Origin of the sequence: Mesorhizobium sp. GbtcB19 (assembly GCF_019091085.1) — a bacterium.
Classification (GTDB): domain Bacteria; phylum Pseudomonadota; class Alphaproteobacteria; order Rhizobiales; family Rhizobiaceae; genus Mesorhizobium.
Genome location: NZ_JAGXJY010000012.1, coordinates 177465 through 189918, shown reverse-complemented (window position 1 = coordinate 189918; position 12454 = coordinate 177465). Strand labels below are relative to the sequence as shown.

General features: G+C 63.7%; 8 protein-coding genes, 1 tRNA gene and 1 pseudogene. 6 read left to right on the top strand and 4 right to left on the bottom strand.

Annotation, left to right across the window (positions count from 1 at the left end):
- Nucleotides 1–185: pseudogene (locus tag KVT37_RS20895) on the bottom strand (SAM-dependent DNA methyltransferase); the annotation flags it as partial.
- 3 nt (nucleotides 186–188) lie between these two features.
- Nucleotides 189–2627, bottom strand: coding sequence for an EcoAI/FtnUII family type I restriction enzme subunit R (gene hsdR / locus KVT37_RS20890; RefSeq protein WP_217576506.1), 2439 nt, complete (start codon nucleotides 2625–2627; stop codon nucleotides 189–191).
- Between the two features lie 247 nt (nucleotides 2628–2874).
- On the opposite strand from hsdR, the gene KVT37_RS20885 reads away from it, so the two are divergent.
- Nucleotides 2875–2951, top strand: a tRNA-Arg gene (locus KVT37_RS20885).
- Between the two features lie 494 nt (nucleotides 2952–3445).
- Here KVT37_RS20885 and KVT37_RS20880 read toward each other — a convergent pair.
- Both KVT37_RS20880 and KVT37_RS20875 read right to left on the bottom strand, forming a co-directional pair.
- Nucleotides 3446–5206: a TRAFs-binding domain-containing protein gene (locus tag KVT37_RS20880; RefSeq protein WP_217576504.1), complete on the bottom strand. Its 1761-nt coding sequence runs from the start codon at nucleotides 5204–5206 to the stop codon at nucleotides 3446–3448.
- A 112-nt stretch (nucleotides 5207–5318) separates the two neighbouring features.
- Nucleotides 5319–6809: a PLP-dependent aminotransferase family protein gene (locus KVT37_RS20875; RefSeq protein ID WP_217576502.1), complete on the bottom strand. Its 1491-nt coding sequence runs from the start codon at nucleotides 6807–6809 to the stop codon at nucleotides 5319–5321.
- Nucleotides 6810–7343: 534 nt separating this feature from the next.
- On the opposite strand from KVT37_RS20875, the gene iolE reads away from it, so the two are divergent.
- From iolE to KVT37_RS20850, 5 genes are read left to right on the top strand one after another with little or no spacing between them, the layout of a single operon-like run.
- A complete protein-coding gene (gene iolE, locus KVT37_RS20870) occupies nucleotides 7344–8255 on the top strand; it encodes a myo-inosose-2 dehydratase (protein ID WP_217576500.1) in 912 nt (303 codons plus the stop codon).
- A gap of 28 nt (nucleotides 8256–8283) precedes the next feature.
- Nucleotides 8284–9381, top strand: coding sequence for an ABC transporter ATP-binding protein (locus tag KVT37_RS20865; RefSeq protein WP_217576498.1), 1098 nt, complete (start codon nucleotides 8284–8286; stop codon nucleotides 9379–9381).
- Nucleotides 9378–10691, top strand: a complete 1314-nt coding sequence (locus tag KVT37_RS20860) for an extracellular solute-binding protein (protein WP_217576496.1) — start codon at nucleotides 9378–9380, stop codon at nucleotides 10689–10691. Before KVT37_RS20865 ends, KVT37_RS20860 begins: the two co-directional genes overlap by 4 nt.
- Nucleotides 10691–11596: a carbohydrate ABC transporter permease gene (locus tag KVT37_RS20855; protein ID WP_217576494.1), complete on the top strand. Its 906-nt coding sequence runs from the start codon at nucleotides 10691–10693 to the stop codon at nucleotides 11594–11596. Before KVT37_RS20860 ends, KVT37_RS20855 begins: the two co-directional genes overlap by 1 nt.
- A complete protein-coding gene (locus tag KVT37_RS20850; RefSeq protein WP_217576492.1) occupies nucleotides 11593–12411 on the top strand; it encodes a carbohydrate ABC transporter permease in 819 nt (272 codons plus the stop codon). The genes KVT37_RS20855 and KVT37_RS20850 overlap by 4 nt, the downstream gene beginning before the upstream one ends.
- Nucleotides 12412–12454 lie beyond the last annotated feature (43 nt).

The window sequence follows — 12454 nt, the reverse complement described above, 5'->3', positions numbered from 1 at the left end:
TGGGACTTCGGTGGGGACGGCGAGGGATAGGCGTTGCGTGTGAGCCCCAGTTCCTGAACCTGATCACCGATGATCTTGAGGGAGAACACCCAGCACAACTGGCTGATGCGCTGTGCATCGCCATCAACGCCTGAATCCTGGCGCATAATGTCCTGAATGGATTTGACGGTGGTGCGGACGATCATTGGCTATGCGGTCTCCTGGTAGAGGGCGTCCTGCATTTCGTGGACGGCTCTTTCGAAACCCTCCTTGCCGCCGAACGCTTTGATCAGTTGCACGTCGCTACCCATCGCGGTGAAGGACGTCACCTTCAGCACGTTGGCGACGTCGAGGTTGAGCACGCCCTCGTCGCGATACTTTTCAAGCAACGCGTCGAGCACGGCGCGGGCTTGTGCGCTGTATTTCGTAAACACGTCGCGCTTCTTGACGTTCTCAGCGCGCTCACGGCGCGTTAGAGGCTTCTTGTCGAAAGCGACGTGACAGATCAGATCAAAGGGATCAAGGTTCTTGCCTAGCTCGTCTGCGACCGCGTCAAGCGCCAAGCCCTCGGCTTCCAGTTCCTCGATGATCACCTGTTTGCGTTCGGCGCCCTTCCAACGCTTGAGGAACTCGTCAAGGCTGACGAAGCGTCTCTTCAGCGCCGTCTTGGTGAAATCGCGCAGAGACTCGGTGACTAGCTTCCCGTTCTCGTCAAGATATTCAACGCGCTCGGCGACAATGCGAGCGCCGATGCCATCCACGTAAATCTTTCGCTCCTGGTTGCCTGGCAGCTGCGGAAAGCCCGGCTGGTCGACTACCGTTTCGCCATTAGCCGGCTCGTAAGGCTCTTGATCACCATCACCCAGATCGACGACTGTGTCATCGGGTGGCGCGATCGGGTCGTATTCGCCGGGTTCGTAAATCTGCACCGGGTCGCCATCGAACTCCGGGTCGGCGAAATGATTGGTCGCGCCGCGAAAATCGATCAGCGTGAAGTAGAATTTCTTGGTGTCCTCGTGAACGCGAGTGCCACGCCCTACGATCTGCTTGAACTCAGTCATAGAACCCACTGAACGGTCGAGCACGATCAGCCGACAGGTTTGCGCATCGACGCCGGTTGAGAGCAGGCGCGAGGTCGTGACGAGCACCGGATACTTCGATTCTGGATCGATGAAATTGCCGAGTTGGTCCTGACCCTCACCTCCAGTGATGCGCATGACGTAGCGCTGGTTTTCGGCGACTAGATCGGCGTTCTCGTTGACGATCGCCTGCCGCATGCGCGCGGCGTGTTCCTTGTCGACACAGAAGACGATGGTTTTCTGAAAGCGGTCTCCGCTCTCTTTGAGGAACTCAGTGATCTTCCTTGCCGTCAGCTTCGTGCGGTCGTCGAGGACCAACGTCCGGTCGAAATCCTTGGTGTTGTAGAGACGGTCCTCGACCTCGTTTCCGTCGCGGTCGAGCTGCCCGAGTTCCGGACGATAACCCTCAACATCGCGATCGATGTGAACCTTGATGACCTTGTAGGGTGCGAGGAATCCGTCATTGATGCCTTGGCGGAGTGAATAGGTGAAGATCGGTTCGCCGAAATAATCGGTGTTGGAAACGTACTCTGTTTCCCTCGGCGTGGCAGTTAGGCCGATCTGGGTCGCACCGGAAAAATGGCTCAGGATTTCGCGCCACGCAGAATCCTCTGCCGCGCTGCCGCGGTGGCATTCGACGATGACGATCAAGTCGAAGAAGCCGGGCGAGAACTCCTTGTAAAGTTTTTGGCGATCCTCCGGACCGGTGATGGCCTGATAGAGACTAAGATAGACTTCGAAAGCGGTGTCGATGCGCCTCTTCTTGTCCAGTGCCAATGTCAAATCAACCGTGGTGCCGTCCTGCCGTTCGATTGTTTTCGCGTTGGTCGAAAGCTTAGCCATCGCCGCACCGAACGGGCGGAAATCATTCACCATCGTCTGATCGATCAGCACGTTGCGATCTGCGAGGAACAGAATGCGCTTCTTGCGGCCTGCCTTCCACAGGCGCCAGATGGTCTGAAACGCGGTGTAAGTCTTGGCTGTGCCGGTCGCCATGACCAGCAACACGCGGTCACGGCCCTTGGCGATGGCCTCGACCGCGGCGTTGACGGCGTTAACCTGATAGTAGCGCGGGGCCTTGCCGCTACCGTCGTCGAAATAGTCCTGAAGCACTATATGTTCGGCCTCCGCGTCGAGACCCTTCCAGGTGCAATAGCGCTTCCATAATTCGGCAGGCGAAGGGAACGCGTCGAGACCGAGGTTGGCCTCGATCGGGACACTTAGGCCGGTGCGGTCGTGAAAGACGAAGCCGTCGCCATTTGAGGAGAAGACGAATGGAATGTCCAGCGTAGCGGCATAGTCGAGTCCCTGCTGGATGCCATCGCCGACACTGTGATTATTGTCCTTCGCCTCTATCAGCGCGATCGGGATATTCGGCTTGTAGTAAAGTACGACGTCGACCTTCTTCGCTTTGCCACGCGTGACTAGCTTCCCGCGCACGATAATGCGGCCTTTGGTGAAAAAGACCTCCTCCCGGACCTGCAACATTTCGTCCCATCCGGCGTGCTTGACGGCTGGTAGGATGAACTTTGTGCAGATATCACGCTCGGTGAGGCTTCGTTTGTCCATCAATCGACATTCCCCCCACACCGGGTCTATGGCGTAAGCTGACCTTGATCAATAGTGGGTTCGACATATGGACCGCGTAAGTCGTCTAAAGTCGCTATTTGTGGCTGAACGCGCACACCGGCCATCCTTAAGCCCGGCTTGGTGATCCGGCTCCGGATTATTTGCCCGTTGAAGCCCGCGCCGGCTTCCGCTAAGAAGCCGTGGCTGGCCGGCTCACCGGTTAGTTCGTTTTCTGGTTTCCCGGGAAGCACCCGTAGCTCAGCTGGATAGAGCGCTGCCCTCCGAAGGCAGAGGTCACAAGTTCGAATCTTGTCGGGTGCGCCATTTCTAGGTCTTCGCCGCCGGGGACTGGCCCCTCACCCCAGCGCCTCCCCTATCGCCGCCGCCAGCCTCTCCACCCCGTCCCTCATCTGCGCCGCATCGCAGGCCGCATACCCCAGCACCAGCCCTTGCACCGCCGCCGTGTTCCGGAAATTTCGACAGCGGCGAGACGTTGATCGCCCGCTTCGCCGCGGCCTGGCTGACCTTGATGTCGTCGATGCCTTCCCTCAGATAGCCCACCACTTGGATGCCGGCTTCGACGGGGAGAGGGTGTGATCTCGTCGCGCAGGCGCTCGGTCGCGATGTCGCGAAAAAGCTGGCGGCGTTGGGCGTGGATGCGGCGCGTGCGTTTCGGGTGCCGGTCCATATGGGCGGGAGCCAAGCCTGTCGCAAAGCGGGCGGGTGAATAGAAGCGGCCGATGCTGCCGGGCACGAGGCAGCTCAAACATCAACCGCCAGCAAGACGCAGCTCAATCGCCAACCGTCGGCAATTGCCCCTACCCCGCCGCGCCGTTTGCGATAGCGTCGCGGATGGAGCGGATCGCGATGCCTTCGTTGGCGACGTAGGTTCCGCTCTTGCCGTTCAGCCTGCCGATCGGCTTTTCGGAACCGGCGTGATGGAGGGCAATGACGCTCCAGACACGGTCATCGAAGACCGGGCTGCCGGAACTGCCAGGCTCGGTCGGGGCGCGGTAGTGGACGCGCCAAACGCCCGGTATCTGCGGCTTGCCGGCCGGCGGGCCTTCATGGTCGAGCAGGCGATTGTCCTGAAGCGAGAGCGACAATTCATGGCCGCCGGGATAACCGATCACATAGACGCGAGCCTTGTCCTGCACGACCGGCAGCTTTTCGGCGAGGGGCAGCGGATCGATCGATGGCGGGCTTCCGTCAAGCCGCAGGAAGGACGCATCGACCTGCTGGACCGGCGACGACCAGGCGATGGCTTTCACGTTGTATGTTTTTTGCGAATCGACCGCCTCGAAAACGATCTCGGCTTCATCCGGGCCTATGCCGGGATAGAGGCCATCCGGATTGACGACATGCCAATTGGTGAGCACGAGAAGCTCGTCATTTGCCTTGGGCGCCAGGCCGAAATCGCTCGCCCGGACAAGAAACCCCGTTCCGACACGATCCGTGAGCTTCAGCCGGATGGACGCCACCGCCAGCGCGCGCTGCATGCCCATCTGCATGAAGCGATAGGTCGTCGGCCCGTCATCGCCCAGAATGGCCTCGAGCGTCTTCTCCTCCGGCTGGAAGGCCTGCAACGCCTTGATCTCGTGAGGATCGACCCTCAGATCATGGCCTTCGAGTTCCAGCACGGCGGCGCGCAACGCTGCCGCTATCGATCGGCCGCGAGGCCCCATGTCCTCGACGTTCCATACATCCCGGAACTGGCGCAGCGCGCTGGCGCAGACAAAGGCCTTGTCGGGTGATGAGTTGATATACGACCCGATCGCCCGGTCCACGTCGTCCCACTGGCCGAGACTAAGGTAGGCTTCGGCGAGCGTGAGGAAATGCCATTCGTCGCCGTCTTTCTCCGTCAGCGCGTTCAACCTGGAGACGATGTCGCGGGCAATGGCCCTGGGATCGAGGCCGTCGTCGATCGGCAGGCCGAGGCGGCGAGCGTAGGTCAGCAGCGCGACCAGGTTTATGCCGTGCCAGGTTTTGGCCGGGTCTGCCTCATAGGGCCGCCGGTACGCGGCCAGGGATTTTCTGAGCATGGAGCGCGCAAGCTTGCCGGACTTGTCGGGCGCGTCGATAAACATCTGCTTGTACGATCGGCCAAGCAGGCCCAAGGCCTCGGCGTATTCCGGGTGGCTGGACGGGAGCCGCGCCATGATCGCCTTCAGCATGTCGATCGCGGCGGTAACGTTGTGCGTCTCGATCTGAACCTGGGCGTATCGGCGCCTGTTCGTCGGATCGCCGGGGTCTCGCCGACTTACGGCTTCGGCGAGCGATATCGCGAGGTCGAACTGCCTCGCATCGATCAGGCCCTTCACCTGAGCCTTGGCATCCAACAGGTCGACGACGGGCAGGTTACGCAGGCGCCCAAGCGTCGCCGTCGCCACCGCCCGGATGCGATCAATTTTTGCACGACGATCTTCCACCATCGCCCGCCCCCCGCGAATGAACATCTCCCCGATACCAGATTGCCACGAAACTGCGCTAAATTCCATCGTCTCGTCCGCCACGGGGACTTGTATTATCCGGATTGTTGTTGCCGTTCGAGGTATCCGCGCTGCCAGGACACCGCCCATGACGTGAATTGTCTATGCAATTCCGGCAATTCTTACTGCCTCAACTGCGAACCGCAAATCGGCTTGATCGGCCAAATCCTGCCAGCCGCCGATCTGGCAAATAACGCAGCAGTTATACGGCAGTATAGCTCGCCCCCAGCGTCTCCCTGATCGCCGCCGCCAGCCTTTCCACCCCCTCCCTCATCTGCGCCGCATCGCACGCCGCATAGCCCAGCACCAGCCCCTGGGTCGGCGCCGTGTTCTGGAAATATTTCGACAGCGGCGAGACGTTGATGGCCCTTTTCGCGGCGGCCTGGCTGACCTTGATGTCGTCGATGCCCTCTCTCAGATAGCCCACCACCTGGATGCCGGCCTCAGCGGGGGAGAGCGTGATTTCGTCGCGCAGGCGCTCGGTGACGATGTCGCGGAAAAGCTGGCGGCGCTGGGCGTAGATGCGGCGCATGCGCTTCAGGTGCCGGCTCATATGGCCTTCGGTGATGAAATCGGCGAGGGCGGCCTGCAGCAGCAGCGGCGCGAACTGGCCGGTGGTGGAGAGCGCGTTGACGATGCGGCCGGCGAGCTCTTGCGGCAGCACCATGAAGCCGATGCGCAGCGCGGGAAACAACAGCTTGGCGAAGGTGCCGACATAGATGACGCGGCCGGAGCGGTCCATGCTCTGGATCGCCGGCACGGGGCGGCCCTGAAAACGGTATTCGCCGTCGAAATCGTCCTCGATCACCCAGGAATTCGCGGTCTCGGCGATGTCGAGCAGGCGCAGCCGCTCCTCCATGCGCATGGTGATGCCGAGCGGATGCTGGCAGGCCGGCGTCACATAGATGAGGCGGGGCAATGGGTCCGGCGGGTCGAGATACCAGCCGCGTTCCTGATCGACAGGGATAGGCAGGATTTTTGCGCCGGCCACGGTGAAGGCGGCCTTGGCGCCGTAATAGCCGGGCTCTTCCATCCACACCGTGTCGCCGGGGTCGAGCAGCAGGCGGGCCAGAAGATCGAAGGCGGCCTGCGCGCCGGTGGTGACGACGATCTGCTCGGGACGGCAGCGCACGCCGCGCGCGGAATAAAGATAGCCGGCGATCGCCTCCTTCAGCGCCGGGTGGCCGGTGACGTCATAGGTGCCGAACAGCGTCTCGCCGCCATGGCTGGCGCGGCGCGCCACCAGCCGGCCCCAGACGCCGAAGGGGAAGCTCTCGTGATCCGGCATGCCGGGGTGGAAGGCGACATGGCCCGGCCTGCCGTGATGATAGGGCTGGCTGAGCAGCTGCTGGCCGCGCAGCGAGGGCTGGCGCAGCGGCACCGGCGGCGCCTCGTGCGGTGCCTCGCGCGGGCCTTCGGGCAGGTCGACGATGACCGGCCGCGCGCCCTGGCGGTTGGCGAGATAGCCCTCGGTGACGAGCTGGTCGTAAGCGGAAACGATGGTGTTGCGGCCAAGGCCGAGCTCGGCGGCCAGGGCGCGGGTGGAAGGCAGCTCCGAGCCGGGGGGAAGCGCGCGGCTGCGGATGATGGCGACGAGGCCGTGATAGAGCTGGCGCGACAGATGCTCGGGGCTGGCGCGGTTCACCGCCAGCATGTCGAGCGGGAAGGCTTGAGGTTTGGGGTGGGGGCGCATGGGGCTAGCCCCGCCCATAGGTGCGCTGGCGATGGCGTGCCCAGACATGCTTGGCTTTCGACGTCGAGTTCCTTCGCCCCCCTCTCTGTCCTGCCGGACATCTCCCCCTCAAGGGGGGAGATTGGCAGCTTTGGCGCCTCGCTACTCCTTGCAACGTTGGCGATTGGCGAAAGCCGGCGCGCCATCCAATCTCCCCCCTTGAGGGGGAGATGGCCGGCAGGCCAGAGAAGGGGGCCTCGCGCTGCCGCTCGATGATTTCCAGATTGCCCATTCCCCATCCTGCCACACCCACTTCCCGACACAAACTGGTTCCTTCATTTTCCCGAAAACTGGCCCTCGCGAGGGAGACAGAGCGGCGTAGACTTTCCCCTGTGACGTTGGGGTAGGACGTCGACGAAAACGGGTTCGGCCAGGCACTGGGAGGGCGTCCGGCCGGGCGAAAACAGGCGGGCTTTGCATCCCGCCGACCGCAGCCATCTCCTCCCGAGATCATGAACCCCGCAGCCACCCCGGCTGCGGGGCGGAAAGCGCGCAATGACGACAGTTCGACTTGGCATCAATCCGATCACCTGGACCAATGACGACGTGCCGGAACTGGGCGGTGACACGCCGCTCGAGACGTGCCTGAGCGAGACCGCGGAAGCGGGTTATGCCGGCACCGAGCTCGGCGGCAAGTTTCCGCGCGACAGCCGCACGCTGCGGCCGATCCTCGACCATTACGGACTGGCGCTGGTCTCCGGCTGGTATGACGGGCGCATCTGCGAGAAGGAGGTCGACGAGGAGTTCGAGGCGATCCGGCCGCATCTGACTTTGCTGCGCGATCTCGGCGCCAGGCATGTCGTCTATGCCGATACCTCGCGCGGTCGCCATGGCGCCATCCACGACCCGATCTCGCAGCGGCCGAAGCTGATGGACGGGGAATGGAAGGCCTATGGCGCCAAGATCAGCAGGCTCGCCGAGCGTTTTGTCGATTTCGGTGTCGGCATGGCCTTCCACCATCACATGGGCACGATCGTCGAGACCGACGCCGAGATCGACAGGCTGATGCAGACCACCGGCGAGGCGGTCGGCCTGCTCTATGACACCGGCCACTGCGCCTTTTCCGGCGGCGATCCGGAGCAGTTGCTGCGCCGGCATGTCGGCCGCGTCGTGCATGTGCATTGCAAGGATGTGCGCCCGGCGATGCTGAAGAAGGCACGCGACACCGACATGAGCTTCATGGGCGCGGTGATGGAAGGCATTTTCACAGTGCCCGGCGACGGTGCGATCGACTATCCGACGCTGCTCAAAATCCTAGGCGGCCAGGGCTATTCGGGCTGGCTGGTGGTGGAGGCCGAGCAGGACCCGGCGAAGGCGCACCCCTTGACCTATGCGACGATGGGGTATCGCAATCTGAAGCAGCTGGCGCAGGGCGCGGGCTTCTATGTGCACGAGCGGAAGGGGTGAGACACAAGCGGGGGCGCCGGGGAGGGCGATGAGTTCGGTCCTGTATAAAAACGTGGTCAAGAATTTCGGCGCGCTCAACGTGCTGAGATCGCTCGACCTTGCCGTGCCGGACCATAAATTCCTCGCCCTCCTCGGTCCGTCGGGCTGCGGCAAGACGACGGCGCTGCGCATCCTGGCGGGGCTGGACATGCCGACATCCGGCAAGGTCTTCATCGGCGAGCGCGACGTGACCCGGCTGCAGCCGCGCGACCGCGACATCGCCATGGTGTTCCAGAGCTACGCGCTCTACCCGCAGATGACGGTGGCCGAAAACATCGGCTATCCGCTGTGGATCCGCGGCACGCCGGACGCCGAGCGCAAGACCAAGATCGGCGAGGTCGCCGCCATCCTCGAAATCGGCCATCTGCTGGACCGCCAGCCGCGCCAGCTTTCCGGCGGCCAGCGCCAGCGCGTGGCGCTGGCGCGCGCCATCGTGCGCGACCCGGCGGCCTTCCTGATGGACGAGCCGCTGTCCAATCTCGACGCGCGGCTGCGGCTCACCATGCGCGGCGAGATCAAGCGGCTTTGCCAGCGGCTCAGCGCCACCACCATCTATGTCACCCACGACCAGGTCGAGGCGCTGACCATGGCCGACCTCGTCGCCGTCATGCATGGCGGCGAGCTGCAGCAGATGGCGCCGCCCATCGACATCTACGACCGTCCGGCCAACCGTTTCGTCGCCACCTTCGTCGGCAATCCGCCGATGAACATCCTGCCGGTCGCGCTTTCCGAGCAAGGCGTGATGGCGGGCGGCAAGATCGTGGCGCTGGAGCGGACGCGGCTAACAGCATGCCGCCTGGCCGAGATCGTCGAGATCGGGCTGAGGCCCGAAGACTGCAGCGTCGCCCAGCCGGGCGAAGCCGGTGCACTGCCCGGCGAAATCTATGTCGTCGAGCCGATGGGCAACGAGACGCTGGTCAATGTCCGCCTCGAAGGCGGCAATGTCTCGGTTCGGGCCGGCCGCGATTTCCGGGGTGTGGTGGGTGAAAGCATCGGCGTCGCCTTCGACCCGGCGAACGCCTGTTTCTTCAATTCGGCCGGCCTCACCGCCGTCCACAGGGTCAACAACAATGGGAGAGTGACATGATGCATTCCAGCAGACTTACTCGCCGCTCCGTCATCAAGGGCGGGCTTAGCCTGGCATTGGCGACCACCGCGCTGACCACGCTCGGCCTGCCGCTGCCCGCAAGGGCCGCCGGAAAGAAGGTGATCATCGGCGCCTTCGCCGATGGCGGGCTGACGCCGTTCAAGGAAAAGATCATCCCGCTGGCGAAGGAAAAGGGCTTCGACATCGAGTTCCTCGAGGACGAATATGGCGTGACGCTCGAGAAGTGGTTCGCCGATGCCCAGAGCGGCGCCGGCCAGTACGACCTCTATCTGCTCGACGATCCGTGGGTGCCGCAATTCGGCGCCGCCAATGTGCTGGAGGACCTCGGCGCCGGCGGCATCGACGGCGCTGACAAGGACTGGATCGGCTCGATGATCGACATGGGCTACTGGCCGCCGCAGCAGGGACCGCGCGTCAAGGGTTTCGAGAACGCCAAGCCGACGCTGATCTGTGTGCCCTTCGTCGGTGACCTGCAGACGCTGACCTACCGCAACGACGTCTTCACCGGCGGCGCGCCCAAGACCTGGGACGAGGTGATCGCCAAGGGCAAGGAAGGCGTCGCCGCCGGCAAGATCAAATATCCGGTCGTCTTCCGCGGCGTCACCGGCAACCCGATCGTCACCAGCTGGTATCCGATCTTCCTGTCGTTTGGCGGCTCCTTCTTCGACGACAAGTGGAACCCGATCTTCAATTCGGCCGAGGGCAAGGCCTCGGCCGAATTCTTCGTCGGCACGATGAAGCAGAACACGGCGAGCGGCGTGGTCGAGTTCGATTCCGACCAGGAGGGCGCGGCGATCCTCGGCGGCGATGCCGGCGCCATCATCCAGTATTCGGGCAACGCGCTGAAGGCCGACGATCCGGCGCAGACCAAGGTGGCCGGCAAGCTCGATTTCGGCGTCGTGCCGAAACAGGAAAAAGCGATCGCGCAGATGGGCATCTTCATCGCCGGCGTGCCGAAATCGGCGCCCAACAAGGCGAACTCGATCGAGTTCCTGAAGTGGTATGTCAGCGCCGAAACCCAGGCCAAGCTCTCGGAAGCGGGCTCGATTCCCGTCAAGCGCAGCGCCTTCGGCATCGCCAAGCCCGGCAACCGGCTGATCCCGGTCGCGCTGCAGCAGCTCGACGCCGGCGCGCTGCCGCGACCACGCACGCCGGACTGGGCCAAGGTCGAGGAACTGCTCGGCATCGAGCTCAACAAGGCGCTGCAGGCCGGTTCCGGCGGCGGTGCCGCGCTCGACACCGCAGCCAAGCAAGTCAAGGACTACCTGACCACGGCCGGTTACTACTGATGCAAAGCGGCACGCAGGCGCGCAAATACCGCCTGCAGGGGGCGGGGCTCGACCTCGCCCTCCCCTATCTCATGCTGGCGCCGGGCCTGATGATCGTACTCGGCGTGCTCGTCTATCCGCTTTGGGATGGGCTGCGCGCCAGCGCAAAAGCCTACCGCTACGGCTCGCCGATCGCCGATGTCGGCCTGCAGAACTACATGCATCTGTGGAGCGACGCGCAGTTCCTGAATTCGCTCTGGGTGACGGTGAAGTTCGTCGCGCTGTCGGTGTCGTTCGAGGCGGTGCTGGGCTTCGCGCTGGCGCTGTTTTGCCTGCACGAGTTCCGCGGCATCCGGCTGCTCAGGACGGTGCTGATCATCCCCATGGTGGTCACGCCGGTCGTCGTCGCCATCGTCTTCCGGCTGATCTACGCCAGCGATGCCGGCATGCTGACGGCGCTGTCGGAGGCGATGGGCGGCGGAGCGGTGCAGATCCTCGGCAATCCGCTCAACGCCTTCATCGGCCTGGTCGTGCTCGACGTCTGGGAATGGACGCCGCTGATGTTCCTGATCCTGCTCGCCGGGCTGCAGTCGCTGCCGCACGAGCCGTTCGAGGCGGCGCGCGTCGACGGCGCCGGCGCCTGGCGCGTCTTTGCCGATCTGACCTTTCCGATGATGCGGCCGGTGCTGGCGGTGGCGATCGTGCTTCGGACCATCGACGCCTTCGGCACTTTCGACCAGGTCTTCGTGCTGACCCGAGGCGGGCCGGGCGAGGCGACGAGGCTGATCTCGATCTACGGCTACGACACCGCCTTCAAGTTCCAGCAGACCGGCTATGCGGCGGCGCTGTTCGTGACCATCGGCCTCGTCGTGCTCGCGCTCGCCTTCAGCGCCATCAGGCTCCTGCGCAGGGTCGACGCGTCATGAGCACCCGTCTGGCGCGCATCCTCACAACCATCTTCGTGCTGGCCGTCGTGCTGTTGCCGATCTACTGGCTGGTCTCCACCTCGCTCAAGTCGAACCGCGAGATCACGCAGGAAGGCACGCTCTACCCGCACCTGCCGACGCTCGACAATTACGTGCGGCTGTTCACCGAAAAGCAGTTCGGCTCCTACCTGACGAACTCGCTGGTGGTGACCTTCTTCTCCGTCGCCATCGCGCTCATCGTCGGGGCGATGGGCGCCTATGCGATCGCCAGGTTCCGCCTGCCTTTTGCGGCGGAGCGCAAGGTCGGCCTGTTCCTGCTCACGCTGCGCATCATCCCGCCGGTCGTCATCCTGATCCCGGTCTATCTGCTGATGCTCAGCCTCGGCCTGCTCGACAGCTGGCTCGGGCTGATCGCCACCTACACTGCCTTCAACGTCACCTTCTGCGTCTGGATGATGGAGAGTTTCTTCCGCGAGATTCCCGTCGATCTCGAGGAGGCCGCGATGGTCGACGGCGATTCGCGCTTCGGCGCCTTCCGCCGCATCACGCTGCCGCTGGCCGCACCCGGATTGGCGGCCACGGCCATCTTCGCCGTGCTGGTCACCTTCAACGAGTTCCTCTTCGCGCTGGCGCTGACGGCGACGCCGCGCGCGATGACCATGCCGCGCGGCACCGCGACGCTGATCGGACGCATCGATACCGACTGGGCCTCGATGTCGGCCGCCGGCGTCATCGGCGCGCTGCCGATCGTCTTCTTCGCGCTGCTGGTGCAGCGCCACCTGGTGCGCGGGCTGACCATGGGCGCGGTGAAATGAACGCCGCGCGAGCAACACGAACCGGCCGTTCCGCGAAGGCGCG

What these genes read in the sequence shown, in the direction of transcription:
- KVT37_RS20855 (WP_217576494.1), top strand. Translation starts at nt 10,691, where the DNA reads ATGCAAAGCGGCACGCAGGCGCGCAAATACCGCCTGCAGGGGGCGGGG.
- KVT37_RS20860 (WP_217576496.1), top strand. Translation starts at nt 9,378, where the DNA reads ATGATGCATTCCAGCAGACTTACTCGCCGCTCCGTCATCAAGGGCGGG.
- KVT37_RS20850 (WP_217576492.1), top strand. Translation starts at nt 11,593, where the DNA reads ATGAGCACCCGTCTGGCGCGCATCCTCACAACCATCTTCGTGCTGGCC.
- hsdR (WP_217576506.1), bottom strand. Translation starts at nt 2,627, where the DNA reads ATGGACAAACGAAGCCTCACCGAGCGTGATATCTGCACAAAGTTCATC.
- KVT37_RS20865 (WP_217576498.1), top strand. Translation starts at nt 8,284, where the DNA reads ATGAGTTCGGTCCTGTATAAAAACGTGGTCAAGAATTTCGGCGCGCTC.
- KVT37_RS20875 (WP_217576502.1), bottom strand. Translation starts at nt 6,809, where the DNA reads ATGCGCCCCCACCCCAAACCTCAAGCCTTCCCGCTCGACATGCTGGCG.
- iolE (WP_217576500.1), top strand. Translation starts at nt 7,344, where the DNA reads ATGACGACAGTTCGACTTGGCATCAATCCGATCACCTGGACCAATGAC.
- KVT37_RS20880 (WP_217576504.1), bottom strand. Translation starts at nt 5,206, where the DNA reads ATGGGCGGTGTCCTGGCAGCGCGGATACCTCGAACGGCAACAACAATC.